Annotated in this window: 13 protein-coding genes; 8 read left to right on the top strand and 5 right to left on the bottom strand. The window is 69.5% G+C overall.

Annotated features, from left to right (window positions below; genetic code table 11):
- Positions 1–18 precede the first annotated feature (18 nt).
- From LDO26_RS03360 to LDO26_RS03375, 4 genes are all read left to right on the top strand, one after another.
- A complete protein-coding gene (locus tag LDO26_RS03360) occupies positions 19–831 on the top strand; it encodes a DUF3667 domain-containing protein (RefSeq protein ID WP_232129655.1) in 813 nt (270 codons plus the stop codon).
- A 45-nt stretch (positions 832–876) separates the two neighbouring features.
- Positions 877–2,514 (top strand): TPM domain-containing protein, encoded by a 1,638-nt coding sequence (locus LDO26_RS03365; protein WP_232129656.1) that lies wholly within the window; start codon positions 877–879, stop codon positions 2,512–2,514.
- A 78-nt stretch (positions 2,515–2,592) separates the two neighbouring features.
- The gene (locus tag LDO26_RS03370; RefSeq protein ID WP_232129657.1) at positions 2,593–2,889 is read left to right on the top strand and encodes a DUF2782 domain-containing protein; all 297 of its coding nucleotides are present in this window, start codon (positions 2,593–2,595) and stop codon (positions 2,887–2,889) included.
- A 27-nt stretch (positions 2,890–2,916) separates the two neighbouring features.
- Positions 2,917–3,966, top strand: coding sequence for an oxidoreductase (locus LDO26_RS03375; protein ID WP_232129658.1), 1,050 nt, complete (start codon positions 2,917–2,919; stop codon positions 3,964–3,966).
- Between the two features lie 28 nt (positions 3,967–3,994).
- Here the strand turns inward: LDO26_RS03375 and LDO26_RS03380 are convergent, their stop codons facing one another.
- The 4 genes from LDO26_RS03380 to LDO26_RS03395 form a co-directional block, all read right to left on the bottom strand.
- Positions 3,995–6,031, bottom strand: a complete 2,037-nt coding sequence (locus LDO26_RS03380) for a S46 family peptidase (RefSeq protein ID WP_232129659.1) — start codon at positions 6,029–6,031, stop codon at positions 3,995–3,997.
- A gap of 136 nt (positions 6,032–6,167) precedes the next feature.
- A complete protein-coding gene (locus LDO26_RS03385) occupies positions 6,168–6,614 on the bottom strand; it encodes a universal stress protein (protein ID WP_232129660.1) in 447 nt (148 codons plus the stop codon).
- 110 nt (positions 6,615–6,724) lie between these two features.
- On the bottom strand, positions 6,725–8,920 hold the full coding sequence (gene uvrD, locus LDO26_RS03390) for a DNA helicase II (protein ID WP_232129661.1): 2,196 nt from the start codon (positions 8,918–8,920) through the stop codon (positions 6,725–6,727).
- A gap of 74 nt (positions 8,921–8,994) precedes the next feature.
- Positions 8,995–9,651, bottom strand: a complete 657-nt coding sequence (locus LDO26_RS03395) for a TIGR00645 family protein (RefSeq protein WP_232129662.1) — start codon at positions 9,649–9,651, stop codon at positions 8,995–8,997.
- A 414-nt stretch (positions 9,652–10,065) separates the two neighbouring features.
- Between LDO26_RS03395 and LDO26_RS03400 the strand changes: the two genes are divergently transcribed.
- A complete protein-coding gene (locus tag LDO26_RS03400; protein ID WP_232129663.1) occupies positions 10,066–12,705 on the top strand; it encodes a TonB-dependent receptor in 2,640 nt (879 codons plus the stop codon).
- A 135-nt stretch (positions 12,706–12,840) separates the two neighbouring features.
- Positions 12,841–14,403 carry a sodium:solute symporter family transporter gene (locus LDO26_RS03405; RefSeq protein ID WP_232129664.1) on the top strand — a complete coding sequence of 521 codons (1,563 nt, stop codon included), beginning with the start codon at positions 12,841–12,843 and terminating at the stop codon, positions 14,401–14,403.
- A gap of 36 nt (positions 14,404–14,439) precedes the next feature.
- Here the strand turns inward: LDO26_RS03405 and LDO26_RS03410 are convergent, their stop codons facing one another.
- Positions 14,440–15,306, bottom strand: coding sequence for an alpha/beta fold hydrolase (locus LDO26_RS03410; protein WP_232129665.1), 867 nt, complete (start codon positions 15,304–15,306; stop codon positions 14,440–14,442).
- A 377-nt stretch (positions 15,307–15,683) separates the two neighbouring features.
- Between LDO26_RS03410 and LDO26_RS03415 the strand changes: the two genes are divergently transcribed.
- Together LDO26_RS03415 and LDO26_RS03420 are read left to right on the top strand one after the other, a co-directional pair.
- Complete coding sequence (locus tag LDO26_RS03415; RefSeq protein ID WP_232129666.1) at positions 15,684–18,743, top strand: TonB-dependent receptor; 3,060 nt, start codon at positions 15,684–15,686, stop codon at positions 18,741–18,743.
- Between the two features lie 232 nt (positions 18,744–18,975).
- Positions 18,976–19,941, top strand: coding sequence for a cupin-like domain-containing protein (locus tag LDO26_RS03420; RefSeq protein ID WP_232129699.1), 966 nt, complete (start codon positions 18,976–18,978; stop codon positions 19,939–19,941).
- The last annotated feature ends 37 nt before the right edge of the window (positions 19,942–19,978 follow it).

Raw genomic sequence — 19,978 nt, forward strand, 5'->3', positions numbered from 1 at the left:
CCGGGACCGGAGCGGGCGATGAGTGGCGACGACGCCACGCGCCCGCCTGCCGCCGATGCGGCACCGCCGCCGGAGGTGCCGTGGTGGCGGTCCGGCATCTGCCGCAACTGCGGCGCGCCGATGCACGGCGCCCCGTACTGCAGCCAGTGCGGCCAGAAGGCCGCGCACCGGCTCGGCATCGGCGACCTGCGCAAGGAGACCTGGGAGAAGTGGCGGCTGTTCGAGCTGTCGGTCGCGCGCACGCTCGGACGCCTGCTGCTGCGACCCGGCACGGTCGCGCGCGAGTACGTCGAGGGCGCGCGCAGCCGCCATGTGCATCCATTGAAGCTGCTGCTGGTGTGCATCGCGCTGCTGGTGGTCCTGCTGGGCCGCATCGGCTTCATGACCTCGCCCGACGCCGACGTGAATGCCGCGATGGCGCTGGCCCAGCGCTACGGCAAGTGGAGCTTCACGCTCGGCATCTTCGCCATCGTGGCCACGACCCTGCTGGTGTTCCGGCGCCGGGGCGGCTTCAACCCCGTCGAGCACCTGGTGCTGGCCGCCTACTGCCATGCGGCGATGATCGTGCTGAATTTCGTGAACCTGCTGCCGCTGCTGGTGCTGGACACCTCGGCCTACATGCTCGCGTGGCGGGAAGCCTCCAAGTGGTACATGTACGTGGTCGAGTGCGCGCTGCTGGCCTTCGCATGCGTGCAGTTCTTCCGCCTCGACCTGCGCCGCGACGCCTGGCGCCTGCTGCTCGCCATGGGCTGCTTCGTGGCGATCGACCTGATCCTGCTGCGTGCCTATTCGGAGCTGATCGTCGCGATCGTCCTCGCCCGTCTCGCCTGACCGACCTCGCCTGACCGGAATTTCCATTCAACAGGAGTTGATGCCATGCGCCTTGTCCACCCCGCTCTTTCCGCTCTCCCGCTCGCGTTGCTGCTGGCCGCCTGCGGACACGACGATGCGCCGCCGCCCGCCGCCACGGCCAGCGGCGGCATGAGCCGCGCAGAGATGGTCCGGGAACTCGCCTCCACCCTGCAGGCCTGCTCCTACGATGGCCGCAGCGAGCAGCTGGACCCGGCGACGCTGACCGGCACCGCGCCGGCCGACTGCCGCTCGATGGTCGAACAGGTCATGGGCTTCACCGGCCTGCCGCAGAACTTCATCGTCACCGAGGGTCCGGTCGCGAATGCCGCCGCGGTGATCCTGGCCGACGAGAACCGCATCCCGCAACGGGTGATCGCGTTCAACCGCAATTTCCTCGGCGAGGTGCGCACGGCCACCGGCGGCAACCCGTGGGCGCCGATCAGCATCATGGCCCACGAGATCGGCCACCACCTGTCCGGGCACACGATCACCGGCACCGGCAGCCAGCCACCGATCGAACTGGAAGCCGACAAGTTCAGCGGTTTCGTGCTGCAGCGCATGGGCGCCAGCCTCGAGGACGCCAAGAGCGCGATGCAGTCGCTTGGCACCGACCACGTCACCGACACCCACCCGGCCCGCGCGGACCGCCTCGCCGCGATCCGCGACGGCTGGACCGAAGCCTGCCGGCAGGCCGGGCGCCCGGATTGTCCGTCGGGCAGCGGCACCGGCGCGGCGCCACCGCAGGCGCCGGCATCGCCGAGGAACGTTTCGGTCCGCTTGCCCGCGCCGTCGGCCCAGACGATCCCGTTCAAGTACGGGCGGTTCGTCGTCGACGAGACCGGCAAGCTCGATCCGGAGCTGCTCGAGGGACTCGAAGGCACGCTGTACGACCTGGCGCAGACCCAGGGCATCGAACTGGCGCTGCTGGTCGTCGACGACCTGAACGGCGTGAGCGCGCAGGACTATGCCTGGGCGATGCTGCGGCAGTTGCGGATCGGCAAGCTCGACCTCGGCAACGGCGGCGTGTTCGTCGTCGCGCCGAACCAGGGCACCTCGGCGGTCGCCTATGCGCCCGGCGTCGCCAAGCAGCTGGAGTTCGGCGATCCGCCGAAGCAGTTCGACGGCTGGACCGCGCAGATGTGGCAGCGCTACTGCCTCGACGACGACGGCTGCGGCATCTCCACCCGCAGCCTGCTGAACATTGTCGAATCGCAGGTGCGGATGCTGACCAGCCGCGGCGTGACCTTCCAGATCCGCTTCAACGACATCCAGGAGATCCTGGACTACACCAATGCCCGCCAGGCCGAACGCAGGCAGGGGCGTGCCTGGGACGACAAGCTCGACCAGACCATCGGCTCGCTGGTGCGCTTCAGCGCGACGGTCCGGAATCTCGAACCGGAGCCGGAGTTCCTCAAGGTCAACGAGGCGATCGTCAAGGATGGCCGCTGGCGCGCGATCACCGTCGAGACCGAGGACGGCAACGAGGTCACGCTGTACATGCAGCCGCAGACCGAGCAGCTGATGCCCACCGGCCGGCTGGAGGCCGGGAAGCGCTACACCTTCGTCGGCGAACTGACGACGCCCGGCCAGTTCCACACCAACGCCGGCGTGCAGCAGGGCAACGCGCAGCTGTGGCTCTTCAGCTACGACCCGTTGAGCTGAGCACCCGGAGCGGACGCCGCGCACGGCGCCTCGCGCGCCGTGCGCGCATAATGGCGATCCGACCGCAGGAGATCCGTCATGTCCGCCACCCGTTCCGCCATCCTCGCCGCCGCCCTGCTGGCCCTGTCCGCCTGCGCGACCACCGGTACGGACGGGCTGCCGCACGGCATCCCCGAGGACGCCGAACAGGTCACCCGCGTCGAATCCAACGGCGACCGCATCACCGAGTTCCGCATCGCCGGCCAGTTGCGCGCGATCCAGGTGGTGCCCTCGCGCGGCCCGACCTACTACCTGTACGACCACGACGGCGACGGCCGGATCGACAACGAAGGCGACAACCCGCCGCAGACCTATTTCAAGCTGTTCGGCTGGTAGGTCCGGTCCACGGCCCGGCACGTCCCGATGCCTGCCGCCCCGCTGCAGGTCGCGCTGGTCGGCTACGGCCTGGCGGGCCGCGTGTTCCATGCCCCGCTGCTGCAGGCCACGCCGGGCCTGCGGCTGCGCACCGTGGTCTCGCGCGACGCGGCCAGGGTGCATGCCGATCTCCCGGAGGTCGCGGTCGTCGCCGACCCGCACGCCGCCTTCGCCGACCCGGCGATCGATCTGGTCGTGATCGCCGCGCCCAACGCGGTGCACGTACCGCTGGCGATCGCCGCGATCGAGGCCGGGCGCCACGTGGTCGTCGACAAGCCGTTCGCGTTGGACCCTGCCGGGGCCGAAGCCGTGATCGCGGCAGCCGGACGCGCCGGACGCATCGTCAGCGTGTTCCACAACCGGCGCTGGGACGCGGACTTCCTCGCCCTGCGCACGCTCGTCGATGACGGCACGCTCGGTACCGTCTCGGAACTGCATTCGCATTTCGACCGCTTCCGGCCCACGGTACCCGACCGCTGGCGCGAACGCCCGGGCCCCGGCGCCGGCCTGTGGTTCGACCTCGGCCCGCACCTGGTCGACCAGGCGCTGCAGCTGTTCGGCCTGCCGGACGCGGTACAGGCCGACATCGCGATCCAGCGCGACGGCGCCGAGGTCGACGACTGGTTTCATGTCGTGCTGCGCTATCCGCGAATGCGTGCAGTGCTGCACGCCGGCGCGCTGGTGCCCGACAACGGCCTGCGCTTCGCCGTGCACGGCAGCGGCGGCAGCTGGGTCAAGCGCGGGCTGGATCCGCAGGAGGCGGCGCTGCGCAGCGGCGACACGCCCGGCGATGCCGGCTGGGGCGTGGATCCTGCGCCCGGCCGCCTGCTGCGGGTCGCCGGCGATGGCGGCCTGCACGACGACGACGGCCCGGCACCGCCGGGCGACTACCGCGCCTACTACGCGGGCCTGCGCGACGCGCTGCTGGGCCGCGGACCGCCGCCGGTCACCACCGGCGAGGCGCTGGCGGTGATGCGCGTGCTGCAGGCCGGCATCGACAGCGCCGCCGGCGGGCGCACGATCCCGCTGTCCACGTAGAGCGGAGCAAGCCCGCTCTAGGGCGGGATCATTCCTGCAGCAGTTCGTCGACCAGCGTGTCCGCCCCGTAGACGGTCTTCAGCGCCTCGACGATCGCGCCGCTGTGCACCGACACCGTGCGGTTGAGGCGCGGGTCGTACCAGAAGCTGCCGCCCAGCGAGTGGATGTTGCCGTCGAACGCCAGCCCGACCACCCGCGCATCGCGGTCGATGACCGGGCTGCCGGAATTGCCGCCGATGATGTCGTTGCTACTGACGAAGTTGAAGCGCGTGTCGAGCGCCAGCCGCGACTCGGCGTCGAGCCAGCGCTGCGGCAGCGCATAGGGCTCGGCACCGGTGTTGCGCGCGAACACGCCGGCGATCTCGGTGAACGGCGCGACCGGCTTGCCGTTCTCCTCCCATCCCTGCACCTCGCCGTACGACAGGCGCAGCGTGAACGTCGCATCGGGGTAGACGCTGGTACCGAGCTTGTCGAACCGCACCCTGGCGATCTGCGTCGCGCTGCGCGACTCGATCGAGGCCACTTCGGATTCCTGGCGCTTGCGCAGCGCGCGCGCCGGCGCGTCGACCAGCCGGGCGAGTGCGATGAACGGATCTTCGGATGCGGCCACCGCGCGCTCGCCGCCGTCCCACAGGCGCTCGCGCGTCGCGACATCGGCCAGGGTGCTGCCCTCGACCAATGACCTGGCGACCTGCGCCGGCGACCGGTCGCCCAGCACGTCCTTGACCAGCGGATCGTCGGTGCCGAGCAGTTCGCGCAGCTTGGTCAGCGACCACGTCAGCTTGGCGATCTCGAACTCGGGATGGATCGGCGCGCTGCTGAGCAGGGTCTGGCGCAGGCGGCCCTGGCCGGCGTCCTGGAACTCGGGCAGGCGCGCGTCGTTGGGCTTGGCGCGTTCGCCGGCGCCGCGCAGCAGGGTGCGGGCGATGGTGAACAGACGGGTGTCGAACGCACGCCCCTGCTCGAGCAGCATGTACGGTACCGCCAGTTCGCGCGCGGTCTGCTGCGCCGCGGCCACGTCGTCCCATGGCGCCTGGTCGACGCCCTCGCGCAGCGCCGCCTCCTCGGCACGCTTGGCCGCGAACACCGCCGGATCGAGCAGCGCCTGCAGCTGGCCGCGGAACACCTTGTAGCTGTTGTCGGTGAAGGTGAGGTCCGACTGCGCCTGGCGCGCGGCCTCGTCGTCGATGCGCCCGTACTGGCCCAGCATGGCGCGGCGCTCGGCCAGCCACAGCAGGTTGTTGATCAGGTTCACGTCGCGCACGGTCTCCAGCTGCGCCACGGTGAGCTGGCGCTGGGTGCGGCCGGGATGGCCGGTGACCATGACCAGTTCGCCGGCCTCGGCGCCGGCCGGGTCGAGCGCGAAATGATGTTCGATGCTGGCCGGCCGGCCGTCCTCGTAGGCGCGCAGCAGGCCCGCGTCGAGGTTGTAGCGCGGGAAATTGAAATTGTCCGGATCGCCGCCGAAGAAACCGACCGAATACTCGGGCGAGAACACCAGGCGCACATCGGAATAGCGGTGGTAGCGATAGAGGTGCTGCTGGCCGCCGTTGTAGAGCTCGACCACGTCGCAGCGCGTGGTCGCTTCCGCATCGCCGACGCATTCCGACTCGATGCGGCTCTTCTCGGCGTTGCGCGCATCCACGTAGTCCTGTCCGCTGCGGCCCTCGACCGCGCCGGCGAGACGGTCGCTGACGTCGGTGATGTCGAGCAGCACGTTCAGTTCCTCGGCCGGGCACTGCAGCTCGTCGCCGCGCGCATTGGCGACGAAGCCCCCGTTCTGGAGGTCGCGCTCGGGCGAGGAGAGTCCCTGCACGCAGCCGACGATGCAGTGCGCATTGGTCAGCACCAGGCCGTCGGGCGAGACGAACGAGCCCGAGCAACCGCCCGCCAGCCGCACCGACGAGCGCATCGCATGGGTGACCCAGGCGTCGTCGGGCGCGAAGCCGTAGCTTGCCTGCAGGTCGGCCAGCGGCAGGTTGTCGAGCGTCCACATGCCCTCGGCGGCGAGCAGCGGGGCGGACACGAGGCCTGCGACGGCCAGGGCGAGTGCATGTCGGGTCATGGGACTTCCGGGCAATTGGCGATTGCACAGAATACTGCAGCCGTCGGCGGCTCCCATGCCGGGACCGCGCATCCGTCCGCGCCGGGACCGCAACGGACGACCGATGGCCACTGCACTACGGCCCGGAACCAGCTTGTCAGCGGACGACCAGGACCGGCAGCGTGCTGCGGGTGACCACGGCCTGGGTCTGGCTGCCGAGCAGCAGCCGGCCCAGGCCGCTGCGCCCGTGCGAGGCCATGACGATCAGGTCGCAGCCCTGGGTGGCGGCGGTTTCGAGGATCGCATCGGCCGGCGGCCGTTCCGGCAGGTACACCGTCTCGACCGCGACGCCACGATCCTGCGCCAGCGCCGCGGCGGCGCCGAGGACCTTGTCGGCGGCTTCCTTGCAGCCGCTGCGATAGTCGTCGAGCAGCTCGGCCGATGCGCCGAGCGTCATCGCATCGCCGAGGCCGGTATGCCACGGTTCCGATACGGTCACGACCACGAGCCGCGCGTGCAGGTCCGCGGCCAGCGCGACCGCCTGTTCGACGCCGCGTGCGGCGAGATCGGAGCCATCGGTGGCGACGAGGATGTTGCGGTACATGACGTTCTCCCGGGGCTGACGAGGATCGACAACCCGACTATACGCGCCTGCCCGGCCCGGAGCGGGCACGGCAACCGCGTGGGAAGCCCGGACGGTGTCTGCCGCCCCGCCTACGCCGGCTGCAGGTTGGCGTAGGCCAGCACCAGCCACTTGCTGCCGGCGTCGTCGAAGTTCACCTGCACACGCGCGTGCGCGCCGTCGCCTTCGATGTCGGTGACCGTGCCGGTGCCGAACTTCGCGTGGCTGACGTTCTGGCCGAGGCGGATCCCGGTCGTCGGCGCGAGGCTGGCATGGCCGTAGTCCGGCCGCTGCCGCTGCGGGAACGACGCGCGCATGACCTGCTGCCGCGGGCGCACCTCGTTGAGTAGCACCGGCGGGATCTCGCGCAGGAAGCGCGAGGGAATGCCGAGCATGTCCTGGCCATGCAGGCGCCGCGCCTCGGCGTAGCTGAGCACCAGCTTCTGCCGCGCGCGGGTGATGCCGACATACGCGAGCCGGCGTTCCTCCTCCAGCCGGCCGCTCTCCTCGACCGAACGCGCGTTGGGGAACAGCCCTTCCTCCAGCCCGACCAGGAACACCAGCGGGAACTCCAGGCCCTTGGCGCTGTGCAGGGTCATCAGCTGCACGCCGTCCTCGCCGGCCTGCGCCTGGCCCTCGCCGGCCTCCAGCGCGGCGTAGGCGAGGAACGCGACCAGCTCGGTCAGCTGGGCACTCTCTTCGTCGTCGCCGCGCACGAAGCGCGAGGCCACCGACACCAGTTCGTCGAGGTTCTCCACGCGCGAATCGGCGCTGCCCTTCGATTCGTTGGTGTAATGCACGCGCAGGCCCGAACGCGCCAGCACGTGGTCGATCTTGTCCTTGAGCGGCAGCTCGGCGACCTCGTCCGCGAGCGCATCGATCAGCTGGTGGAACCCGGCGAGCGCGTTGCGCGCCCGCGCGGCGAGGGTGTTGCCCTGCGCGACCTGCTGCGAGGCGGCCCACAGCGACAGCGCGTGTTCGCGCGCATGGCGCCGGACCTCGTCGAGCGTGCGCTCGCCGATGCCGCGCGTGGGCGTATTGACCGCACGCTCGAACGCCGCGTCGTCGTCGCGGCTGGTCACCAGCCGCAGGTATGCGAGGGTGTCCTTGATCTCGGCACGCTCGAAGAAGCGCACGCCGCCATAGACCCGGTACGGCACCTGCTCGGCGACCAGCTGCTCTTCCAGCGCGCGCGACTGCGCGTTGCTGCGGTACAGGATCGCCGCGTCGCCATGGCTGCCGCCGTCACGCACCCATTGGGCGATGCGCTCGACCACGTAGCGCGCCTCGTCGATCTCGTTGTAGGCCGCGTACAGGTCGATCGGATCGCCCTCGCCGCTGTCGGTCCACAGCTGCTTGCCGAGGCGCTCGGGATTGTGCGCGATGACCGCGTTCGCGGCGCCGAGGATGTTGGCGGTGGAGCGGTAGTTCTGTTCCAGGCGGATGGTCTGCGCGCCCGGGTAGTCGCGCAGGAAGCGCTGCACGTTCTCGACCTTGGCCCCGCGCCAGCCGTAGATCGCCTGGTCGTCGTCGCCGACCACGAACACCTTGCCGCCGCTCCCGTCGGCACCGCTGCCGGCCAGCACGCGGATGAACGCGTACTGGATCGCATTGGTGTCCTGGAACTCGTCGACCAGGATGTGCCCGAAGCGCTGGCGGTAGTGCGCCAGCAGCGCCGGCGTGTCGCGCAGCAGTTCGTGGGCGCGCAGCAGGATCTCGGCGAAATCGACCAGGCCGGCGCGGTCGCAGCGTTCCTGGTACAGCGTGTAGGCCTTGAGCATCACCCCCGACCATTCGTCGCCGACGGCCTGGATGTGCTGCGGGCGCCGGCCCTCGTCCTTCTGTTCGTTGATCCACCAGGCGATCTGCCGCGGCGGGAAGCGCGCGTCGTCGAGTTCCAGCTGCTGGACCACGCGCTTGACCAGCCGCAGCTGGTCGTCGCTGTCGAGGATCTGGAAACCCTCGGGCAGTTTCGCGTCCTGCCAGTGCAACCGCAGCAGCCGGTGCGCGAGGCCGTGGAAGGTACCGATCCACATGCCGCGTGCGCCGCGCGGCAGCTGCGCGTCGACGCGGTGGCGCATCTCCGCGGCGGCCTTGTTGGTGAAGGTCACCGCGAAGATGCCATGGGTTGGCACGCCGAGCACTTCGTTGAGCCAGGCGATGCGATGGGTCAGGACCCGGGTCTTGCCGCTGCCGGCGCCGGCGAGCACCAGATAGTGGCCATCGGGCGCGGACACGGCCTGGCGCTGGGCCGCGTTGAGCCCGTCGAGCAAATGCGAAACATCCATCGGCACATTCTACGCGCCCGCCCGTCGCGCCGGACGAGACCGGCGGGCGCGGCGCGGGGATTCGCGCCGCGCCGTCAGTGCGCGGCGTGTTCGCGCTTGGCCGTGCTGCCGGTCATCAGCTTGTCGGTGTAGGCGATGCCCATCGCCGACAGGATGAAGCCGCCGTGGATCAGCGTCTGCCACATCACCCCCGCGGCGGTCACTTTGGTACAGGCCGGCGCGGCCAGCGTCAGCCCGGCGGCGACCGCCTGCGCATGGGCGCTGGCGGCGGCGATGAAGTCGGACGAGCCGCAGACCGGCAGGCCCACCTCGCCGGCGGCGATGAAGGTCTTGAGCAGGTGGATCGACGAGATGCCGATGATCGCCATCGCCAGCTTGACCTTGAGCACGCTGGCGTTGACGTGGCTCAGCCATTCCGGCTGGTCGGGATGGTTCTGCAGGCCGAGCCGCGAGACGAAGGTCTCGTAGCCGCCGACGATCACCATCACCAGCAGGTTGGAGATCATCACCACGTCGATGAGCCCCAGCACCAGCAGCATGATGCCCTGCTCGTCCAGGGTGTTGGCGCCCTCGACGAGGTGCCACAGCTCCTTGATGAAGAGGAAGACGTAGACGCACTGGGCGACGATCAGGCCCAGGTACAGCGGCAACTGCAGCCAGCGGGATCCGAAGATCAGCAGGGACAGCGGATTGGGACGGGGAGGCGGAACGGAAGCGGAGGTGCTGGACATGAGGTCGCAAGGAATGCTGCAGTGCAAAATCGTAGCGGTTCGATGGCCTGCGCCGCAACGCCGGCGCTGACCGGCGGGGGCGCCGGCACCCTTCGCCAGCTGCCGTTCCGGGGACGAGCGGACTGCCCGCCTCCCTCGCAGTTGCGGATCGACCGGTCCCCGCTGCGCTTCCGGCAATCCGCATCGCACCCGCTTCCACGGACAGGTTGCAGCGCCCGACCCGCGCGGGGCGCGGCGCAAACCCGTGCTGCGAAGCAGCATCGAACACGCATGCGCACGTCGCCATCGCGTTGCCGGCGGCATTATCCGGCGCCGGTCCCGGGCATCGATTGACAGCGTTGTCAGAGGCACGTACAAGCGCCTGTCAAAGGCCGGTGTCCGGCCGATGCCGCAGCCCTGGGGAGGGAACGACACGTGAGAGATCCGAGCAAGCGCGCAGCGCGGCTGTCCGTTGCCATCGGCGCCGCGCTGGGCCTGATGCACGCACTCCCGGCGCTGGCGCAGAGCAGCGCCGCCAGCGACGACCGGACCGACGAGGCCAGGACGCTCGACACCATCATCGTCACGGTCGAACGCCGCGAGCAGGACCTGCAGAAGTACGCCGGCACCGCGCAGTCGATCAGCCAGGACGAGATCCGCCAGCTGGGCATCAACAACGAGCTGCGCAACCTGCAGACGCTGGTGCCGGGCATGAGCATGGCCAACCAGGAGGGCAACCTGGAGATCTTCATCCGCGGCGTCGGCTCGGCGAACAACACCGAGCTGGGCGATCCCGGCGCCGCGCCGCACATCAACGGCGCCTACATCCCGCGCCCGCGCGGCCTGGGCGGCATGTTCTACGACCTGGAACGCGTCGAGATCAACAAGGGGCCGCAGGGCACCCTGCGCGGACGCAACGCGCTGGCCGGCACGCTGAACATCGTCACCGCGCGCCCCGACCTCGAGGACTTCGGCGGCTACGCCCAGGTCGAGGCCGGCAACCGCGACCACCGCGCCGGCGAGTTCGCGCTGAACCTGCCGCTCGGCGGCTGGGCGGCGCTGCGCGTGGCCGGCTACAAGGTCGAGAAGGAATCCTCGTTCGAGAATGCCGGCATGGCGACCCACCTGGATCCGGCCGGGATCCAGGACGAGAAGGGCGCGCGCGTCTCGTTCCTGTACGAACCCGACGACAGGCTCTCCGTGTTCGTGATGGCCGACATGGGCAAGGAAGGCGGGACCGGGTATCCCGGCGCGAACATCATCGGCGCGGCACGCGAAGGCTATTCGCCCGACCAGATGGATCTGCGCAAGGTGATCTACCGCGGACAGCAGGGCACGCTCGACAGCACCAACTGGGGTGCGATGGCGAACATAGGCTACGACTTCGGTCCGGTCTCGCTGGAATACAACGCCAGCTACCGCGACGTCGACTATCGCCAGACCAACGCCGCCAGCGAGGGCATCCTGTGGCCGGGCCGCAATATCGGCCAGACCTCGCCCGACAATCCCGGCGGCATCGACTACGACAACTACTCGACCCAGTACTGGATGACGCTGTCGCAGTCCCAGGTCCACGAGATCCGCCTGTCCTCCGACGACGACAGCCGGTTCCGCTGGACCACCGGCCTGTTCCATTTCAACGAAGACCAGCAGGTGGGTTACCTGTCGCTGGTCGACAAGGGACGGTGGTATTCGGGCACCGAGTTCACGATGCCCGACGTCAACGGCCGCTCCTCGGCGGCCTTCGCCGACGGCACCTTCGACGTCAACGACCGCCTGCGCCTGAAGGGCGGCCTGCGCTACACCCGGGAAGAAAAGTCGCGCTACGGCATCGGCGGCAACTGGGCGCTCGGCCTGCCGGGCGTGGGCGGCGATTTCGCCACCCGCCTGGGCACGCCGGGATTCGCGCCAGCGTTCATGTACCGCCCCAACTTCGACGTGACCGGACTGACGTCACAGGCGGACATGGCCCGCTTCCTGCTGCAGGGCATCCTGTCGCACGGCATCAACGACACCATCGCCGATCAGATCGGCGCGGTGCCCGGCGGCGGCGATTTCGGTTGCGTGGACCGCCCCGACATCGGCGGCGACACCATCGACTGCCCCTATCAGCCCTGGGTGCAGGTCAGCGGCATCCCGGCGCAGCAGTTCGGCGAGAGCAGGTTCAACTTCACCGACTGGCGGGCGGGCGTGGAGTACGACCGCAGCGACAGCCACCTCCTCTACGCCACGATCTCCAGCGGACACAAGGCGGGCGGCTTCAACGACGCCTTCGACATCGACGAGATCCCGGAAACCTTCAAGCCGGAATCGATCATCGCCTACGAGATCGGCAGCAAGGGCACCTATCGCTGGTTCGGCCGCCCGTCGACATTCAATATCAGTGCCTTCTACTACGACTATTCCGACCAGGTCTTCCAGGATCTGGCCGTCATCGCCGTCAACGAACTCGGCGAGGCCACCGGATACTCGCTGGTCAACCGCAACGTCGGCAGGTCCGCGGTCTACGGCGTGGAGGCCGAGAGCGTGCTGCGTTTCGACCACGGTTTCTCGCTGAACCTCAACGCGCTGTACCTCGACAGCGAGATCAAGGAAGGCACGGTCGCCGATGTCCGCAGCCAGAACCACGCCGCCGGCGGCATCACCTCGCTGATCGACCTGTCCGGCAACGAGCTGCCACTGGCCTCCAGGCTGACCTTCAACGCGCGCCTGCAGCACATGGTCGAACTCGCGCGCGGCACCCTGGACTGGCAGGTTCTCGCCTCTTACCGCTCGGCCTACTACCTCACCCAGTTCAACAACCGGGACGTGGTTTTCATCGCCGACGCCGCCGGCACCGTCGATCGGGTCGAAGACGCCGCGACCGCCGGTTTCCCCGACCGCCAGGATGCGGAAACCATGCTCAATGCCGGCATCGGCTTCACCATCCCGAGCGGCGCATGGCGCTTCGAGGCCTGGGGCAACAACCTGCTCAACCGGGATGTGTCGCAGAAGGCGCTGGTGGGCTCCGGCATCAACGTGCGCTTCCTCAACGACGCACGCAGCTATGGCCTGCGCGTGCGCTACCGGTTCTGATCCAGCCGGGCGCGGAGCCGTCGCTCCCGCCCGGTACCCCGCAGCTTCCTCCCGCATCCCCGCGTCCGCCAGCGGCAACCGGCCCGGCCTTGCGCAGGGCCCGCCCGCTCCCGGCCACGACAACCCGGAAACGCCATGACCCTCTCCCCGCTCGACACCGGCATCGTGCTGCTCTACCTGGTCGGCATCTTCATCCTCGCCCAGTGGGTCTCGCGCGAGAAGGCCGGGCACACCAAGGACGCGCAGGACTACTTCCTGGCCAGCCGTTCGCTGCCGTGGTGGGCGATCGGCGCGTCGCTGATCTCGGCCAACATCTCCGCCGAGCAGATCATCGGCATGTCCGGTTCCGGCTTCGCGCTGGGCCTGGCGATCGCCTCCTACGAGTGGATGGCGGCGATCACGCTGCTGGTGGTCGCCAAGTGGTTCCTGCCGATCTTCCTGCGCAACCGCATCTACACGATGCCGCAGTTCCTCGAACGGCGCTTCGGCAGCCGCATCCGCACCCTGATGGCGGTGTTCTGGGTCGGGCTGTACGTGTTCGTCAACCTGACCTCGGTGCTGTGGCTGGGCTCGCTGGCGATCGCCCACGTGTCGGGCATCGACCAGATGACCGCGCTCGCGGGGCTGGCGCTGTTCGCGCTCGGCTACCAGGTCTACGGCGGCTTGAAGGCGGTGGCGCTGACCGACATCGTGCAGGTGGCGCTGCTGGTGCTCGGCGGCCTGCTGCTGGTCGGCATCACGCTCAGCCAGATCGGCGACGGCGACGGCATCCTCGCCGGCTTCGAGCGCCTGCGCAGCGAGGCGCCCGGCCACTTCCACATGATCCTGTCGCCGGAGAACCCCTTCTACAAGGACCTGCCGGGCCTGGGCGTGCTGCTGGGCGGCATGTGGGTCATGCACTTCAGCTACTGGGGCTTCAACCAGTACATCATCCAGCGCGCGCTGGCGGCGAAGAGCATCGGCGAGGCGCAGAAGGGCGTGCTGTTCGCCGCGGCGCTGAAGATGGTGATGCCGATCATCGTGGTGCTGCCGGGCCTGGCCGCGGTGCTGCTGGCGCCCGACCTGCCGCGCCCGGACGCGGCCTACCCGACGATGATGGGCCTGCTGCCGGTGGGCATCCTCGGCATCGTGTTCGCTGCGCTGATCGCGGCGATCGTCTCGTCGCTGGCGTCGATGACCAACTCGATCTCGACGATCTTCACCCTCGACCTGTACAACCGCCTGCCCGGCGAGCGCAGCCAGAAGCAGATCGTGCGCGTCGGCCGCATCGTGTCGGTGCTTGCGATGCTGGTCGCGGCGCTGACCGCGCGGCCGCTGCTGGCCAGCTTCGACCAGGGCTTCCAGTTCATCCAGGACTACACCGGCTACTTCACCCCGGGCATCGTCGCGATCTTCGTGCTCGGCCTGTTCTGGAAGCGCGCCAACGAGGCCGGCGCGCTGGCGGCGGCGGGCGGCTCGTTCCTGCTGTCGATCGCGATCGGCCAGCTGCTGCCCGCGCTGCCCTTCATCCACCGGGTCGGCATCGTGTTCCTGCTGGCGCTGGCGCTGGGCGTCGTGGTCTCGCTGCTGACCCGGCCGGCCGAAGGCAAGGACTTCATCCGCACCGACGACGTCCGCTACGCCACGTCTCCGGTGTTCAACGTCGGCGCACTGGGCGTGGTCGCGATCTTCGTCGCGCTCTACGCGATCTTCTGGTGACACGCCGGACGGCGCCCGCCGCGCCGGCGAGCGCCGTCAGCGTGGCGGCCGGGAGGGCGCAACCCCGCCAGCCCCCGGCGCATCGCGCAGGAAATGCAGGACCTCGTCCTCGAACGCCTGCGCGCGGGCACCGTGGATCGGCACGTGTGCGCCGCCGGGCACGATCCACAACGCGGAATCCGGGATCGCGGCATGCATCGCGACCGGGATGTCGGGCGGGAAGAACTCGTCACGGTCGCCATGCACGATCAAGGTCCGTGCACGGATGCCGCCCAGCGACCGCGGGCTGAAATCCACGTCCCCGGCGCTCGTGGCGAAGCCGGCGAACTGCCGCGCCAGCGCGTCGACCTGCGTCTCGCCGCGCGTCGCGCACTGGCGGAAATAATCGAGATCTGCCAGCCGGGGCCCCGCCTCCGCCGCCCGGCGCGTGATCGCCCGTGCCTGCTCGGGAAAGTAATGGGCGGTCCCGACCAGCACCATCGCCTCGACGCGCGCCGGTTCCCGGGTCGCCATGTGCAGCAGCGTCATGCCGCCACTGCTGATGCCGATCGCCTTGAACCTGTCCACGCCGAGCCGGTCCAGCAACGCGGACAGGTCGGCCGCGGCCTGGCGGTGGGTGAACGCGTCCGACGGATTGGTGGAACCGCCGTGGCCGCGCAGGTCCGGCATGATCACCCGGTAATCGGCCGCAAGCCGCACGGCCTGTGCGCGCCATTCGCGGCCACATCCGCCGAACCCGTGCAGCAGCACCAGCGCATCGCCCGCGCCGACTTCCTCGTAGTGCATGCGCATGTCGCCGACCTGGACCTGCTGCCCGCCCGTCGACGACTGCGCGAATGCCGGGGCGGACAGCGCGGCGCCGCACAGCAGTGCGGCGAACCATGCCGGGAATGCATACGTCATCGGTGGGCCTCCTCGGGTGATCGATGCGAACCGCAGGGGTACCGGCCATGCCCCGGCATCATCGCATCGCCGCGGCAGTCGGCAACCGGTGCACGCGAGCTTGCCGGGCGGCGGCGTCCCTGCCGCCCGCCGGCATCGCGACCGCGGCCGGCACGGCTACGCAACCTGCCCGTTCCCGCGCGGAAACGCGTTGCACCGCAACACGGTTTTTCGCGGTTTTCCCGCGGATCCGGGCCACGCAGGGGGCGCGCGCGGGATTTTTTGACAACGCTGTCAATCTGGCCTCCAATCCCTTCGCGCAGCGTCACCGCGCGCATCCATAAACCGAACAAGCATCCATAAACCGAGTTGGCGGGATCCCTGGGGAGGGAACATCGATGAAGCATCTGCATGCCGGGCCCAAGAAGCGGCTTCTGACGTCCGCGTTGCTGCTGGCGCTCGCGCCGCCGCTGGCCGCACAGGTGGTCGATGCACCACAGCAACCGCAGGCGGGCGCCCCCGGCACCGACCCCACGGAACTCGACGCGGTGGTGGTCACCGGCATCCGCGGCAGCCTGACCTCGTCGATGAACCTCAAGCGCGATGCGCAGGGCATCGTCGACGGCATCGTCGCCGAGGACATCGGCAAGTTCCCCGACACCAATCTCGCCGAGTCGCTGCAGCGCATCAGCGGCGTGTCGATCGACCGGTCGATGGGCGAAGGCTCGCGGGTGACGGTGCGTGGTGTCGGCCCGGACTTCAACCTAGTGCTGCTCAACGGCCGGCAGATGCCCGCCTCCAGCATCGAGGCGACCAACGCCTCGAACTCGCGCGCGTTCGATTTCGCCAACCTCGCTTCCGAATCGATCTCGGGCGTCGAGGTGTTCAAGACCTCGCGCGCGGCGACCGCGACCGGCGGCATCGGCGCGACCATCGACATCAGGACCGCACGTCCGCTCGACACCGGCTCGCTGGCCAGCGTCGGCATGAAGGCCGTGCACGACAGCTCGGTCGACAACCTGCCCAAGCCGATGCAGGGCAACAGCTGGACCGGCGAGATGTCGGGCATCTTCAGCGAAACCACCGCCGACGGCCGCTTCGGCATCGCGCTCAGCGGCAGCTACCAGGAACGCGACTTCGGCTACAACGAGGCCGCGGTGGGCGGCGGCTGGTACGCGTTCCCCGGCGGCGAAGGCCCGCTGGCCAATCCCGATTCCGCGGCCAATGCGACCAATCCGCCGGGGCCGGGCGACATCTATTCGATTCCGCAGAACCTGATCTATGCGGTCAACGGCGTCCGCCGCCAGCGCACCAACGGCCAGGCCACCGTGCAGTGGGCGCCGACCGACCGGATCACCGCGACGCTCGACTACACCTACGCCGAGAACCGGATCCAGCAGCGACGCCACGAACTGTCGACGTGGTTCAACCAGGCCGCCTCGCAGACCTCGTGGACCGACGGGCCGGTCGCCGCGCCGACCGGCTATACCGAGTACGCCGGCTGCTTCAATCCCGCCACCGACCAATGGACCGCCAGCGACGCCAACAACGTCTGCCCGCCCGGCTTCGAGCCGCGCTGGGGCGACCTGGCGATGGCCGGTGCGCAGTTCGCGACGAAGAACGAGAACAAGTCGGTGGGCTTCAACGTCGAATGGGCCGCGACCGACGCGCTCGACCTCGTGTTCGACTATCACAGCTCGAGTGCGGAATCCGGCGCCGACAGTCCCTTCGGCTCGAACAACGTCATCGGCACCGCGGCGTTCGCGCGCGGCGTGACCAGCGTCGATTTCAGCGGCGACTTCCCGGTGCTGTCGGTCATGCTGCCGCCCGGCATGACCTCGGTGGGCGCCGACGAGATGATGGTCACCGGCTCGTCGTTCCGCAACAGCTACATGAAGTCCGAGGTCGAGCAGGGACAGCTGCGCGGCAGCTTCAGGTTCGCCGGCTACGCGCAGCTGGACTTCGGCGTGGCGTATACCGAAGTCGAGAACCGCACCGCCTACAACTTCACCCAGCGCGACGACTGGGGCGGGTTCGGCAACGGCGCGGCGGACTACGCCGACGACCTGTGGATCGGCGACGACATCAGCCGCTACTTCGACCAGTTCCCCGGCAGCGGCAACGCGTTCGGGCAGTTCTACCTGTTCGACTTCCAGCGCCTGCGCAACGCGGCGATCGCGGCCCGCGGCGGCGACGAGGCGGCCTACCTGCCGCCACCGGACTTCTCGACCGACCGGCGCACGACCGAGAAGTCGAAGAGCGCCTACGTGCAGTGGAGCAACACCTGGGACCTGTCGATGCCGCTGAACGTTGCGGTCGGCGTGCGCTACGAGGAAACCGACGTCACCTCCAGCGCGCTCGTGCCGATCGCCACCGGGCTGGTCTGGACCGGCGCCAACGAGTTCGCGGTGCAGTTCGGCGATCCGGACTTCACCACCCTGCGCGGCAAGTACCGGTACTGGCTGCCCAGCGTCGACACGAACCTCAGGATCACCGAGGACATGGTGCTGCGCGCCAGCTACGGCCACAGCATCGGCCGCCCGCAGTGGGACCACATCCAGGGCGGCCAGACCCTCGATGCGTTCGCGGCCTACGAGGGCGGTACCGGCTCCCAGGGCGACCCCAACCTCAAGCCGCTGGAGTCGAGGAACTTCGACCTGTCGTTCGAGTGGTACTACGGCGAGGGCAGCTACGTGTCGGTCGGCTGGTTCCGCAAGAACATCTCGAACTACATCGGCACGTCGGTCATCGAGACCTCGCCCTTCGACCTCACCACGCCCGTGGGCGGCGCCTACTTCAACGAGGCCGTCGCCAACGGCTGCGTCCAGGGCGGCACCGATTTCCGCAACTGCGTGCGCCGCTACATCCTGGAGAACCACGACGGCGACCCGGGCGTCGTCCGCACCGGCACCGACTCGAACGGCCAGCCGACCGGCACCATCGCCGGCCTGCCGGGCGACCCGGCGGCGGTGTTCCGGGTCTCGGTGCCGGTGAACAGGGATTCCTCGTCGCTGGACGGCTGGGAATTCAACGTCCAGCACATGTTCGGCGAATCCGGCTTCGGCATGTCGGCCAACTACACCATCGTCGACTCCGACCTGACCTACGACGACTACGACCTGGGCGACCAGTTCGCGATGGTGGGCCTGAGCAACTCCGCCAACCTGGTCGCGTTCTACGACAAGGGCCCGTGGCAGATCCGCGCGGCCTACAACTGGCGCGACGAGTTCCTCTCCAGCACCTACGACAGCTGGCGGCCGAACCCGGTGTACGTCGAGGCCTACGGCCAGCTGGACATGAACATCAGCTACCAGGTCAACGACAACTTCTCGATCCACGCCGAGGCGATCAACCTGACCGACGAGACCATGCGTTCGCACGGCCGCAACGAACGCCAGGTGTTCTACGCCACCCAGACCGGCCCGCGCTACATGTTCGGATTCCGCTACCGGTTCTAGTCCGTCATGGTCTAGTCCGGCGCGCTCCAGTCCAGCATCATCGGGCTGCCACCGTCGGCGTGGCGGCGCGGCACCCGTCGCGGACCGCGGCGGGCGTCACCGTTCGAACGCAGCATCTTCCCGCCCGGCAGCGGGCGCAGGGGCAAGCCACATGGCGCAGACGCCGCAGACTGCCAACGTCGATGCTTCCGTCGCCGACGGGCCGGCGGGCATTCCCGAGGCACCGGCCGGCATGCCGCTGGACGCGGTCCTGCGTTCCACGTCGCCGCTGGTGGTCCGCGGCCTGGTCGCGCACTGGCCCGCCGTGCAGGCGGCGCGGCAGTCATCGCGCGTGGCCGCCGCATATCTGCGCCGGTTCGCCAACGACGCGCTGCCCGCGGTGGCCATGACCGCGCCACCGGACGCGGGCGGCCGCATCTTCTACGACAGCGCGCTGCGCGGATTCAATTTCCGCCAGGAACAGGTACCGCTGAGCGTCGCGCTCAACACGCTGGTGAAGTACCTCGGCGACGACGCCGCGCCGATGATCTACCTCGGCGCGACCACGCTCGACACCTTCCTGCCGGGCCTGCAGGCGGACAACCGCCTGGACCTCGGCGACCGCGATCCGCTGGCCAGCATCTGGATCGGCAACCGCAGCCGCGTGCCGACCCACCAGGACCTGCCCGACAACCTCGCCTGCGTGGTCGCCGGCCGGCGCCGGGTGACGCTGTTTCCGCCGGAGCAGCTGGGCAATCTCTACATCGGCCCGCTGGAGTTCACGCCGGCCGGGCAGCCGGTCAGCCTGGTCGACCCCGACGCGCCCGACCTGCAGCGGTTCCCGCGCTTCGCCGAGGCGTGGCGGCATGCGCTGGTGGCCGAGCTCGGTCCCGGCGACGCGGTGCTGATCCCGGGCATGTGGTGGCACCACATGGCGGCGCTGGACGGCTTCAACGTGCTGGTCAACTACTGGTGGCGCGACGCGCCGGCGTGGATGGCCTCGCCGGTGCATGCGCTGCACCTGGCGATCCTGACGCTGCGCGAGCTGCCCCCGCACCAGCGCGAGGTCTGGCGCGAGGTCTTCTCGCATTACGTGTTCGACGCGGACGCGACGACGGCCGGGCACATCCCCGAGGCCGCGCGCGGCATGCTGGCGCCGCTCGACGGGGCAAAGGCGGACGAACTGCTTTCCCGCCTGCGCAAGGCGCTCGCGCGCTGATGCGTGCCCGCAGCGCGTTGCGGGCCAGCGCCACACG

It is taken from the genome of Proluteimonas luteida, from assembly GCF_021191695.1.
Taxonomy (GTDB): Bacteria; Pseudomonadota; Gammaproteobacteria; order Xanthomonadales; family Xanthomonadaceae; genus Luteimonas; species Luteimonas luteida.

Excerpts from the sequence above, each read along its gene's own strand:
- LDO26_RS03360 (WP_232129655.1), top strand. The coding sequence starts at position 19 with ATGAGTGGCGACGACGCCACGCGCCCGCCTGCCGCCGATGCGGCACCG.
- LDO26_RS03375 (WP_232129658.1), top strand. The coding sequence starts at position 2,917 with ATGCCTGCCGCCCCGCTGCAGGTCGCGCTGGTCGGCTACGGCCTGGCG.
- LDO26_RS03410 (WP_232129665.1), bottom strand. The coding sequence starts at position 15,306 with ATGACGTATGCATTCCCGGCATGGTTCGCCGCACTGCTGTGCGGCGCC.
- uvrD (WP_232129661.1), bottom strand. The coding sequence starts at position 8,920 with ATGGATGTTTCGCATTTGCTCGACGGGCTCAACGCGGCCCAGCGCCAG.
- LDO26_RS03365 (WP_232129656.1), top strand. The coding sequence starts at position 877 with ATGCGCCTTGTCCACCCCGCTCTTTCCGCTCTCCCGCTCGCGTTGCTG.
- LDO26_RS03370 (WP_232129657.1), top strand. The coding sequence starts at position 2,593 with ATGTCCGCCACCCGTTCCGCCATCCTCGCCGCCGCCCTGCTGGCCCTG.
- LDO26_RS03395 (WP_232129662.1), bottom strand. The coding sequence starts at position 9,651 with ATGTCCAGCACCTCCGCTTCCGTTCCGCCTCCCCGTCCCAATCCGCTG.
- LDO26_RS03385 (WP_232129660.1), bottom strand. The coding sequence starts at position 6,614 with ATGTACCGCAACATCCTCGTCGCCACCGATGGCTCCGATCTCGCCGCA.
- LDO26_RS03420 (WP_232129699.1), top strand. The coding sequence starts at position 18,976 with ATGCCGCTGGACGCGGTCCTGCGTTCCACGTCGCCGCTGGTGGTCCGC.
- LDO26_RS03415 (WP_232129666.1), top strand. The coding sequence starts at position 15,684 with ATGAAGCATCTGCATGCCGGGCCCAAGAAGCGGCTTCTGACGTCCGCG.
- LDO26_RS03380 (WP_232129659.1), bottom strand. The coding sequence starts at position 6,031 with ATGACCCGACATGCACTCGCCCTGGCCGTCGCAGGCCTCGTGTCCGCC.
- LDO26_RS03405 (WP_232129664.1), top strand. The coding sequence starts at position 12,841 with ATGACCCTCTCCCCGCTCGACACCGGCATCGTGCTGCTCTACCTGGTC.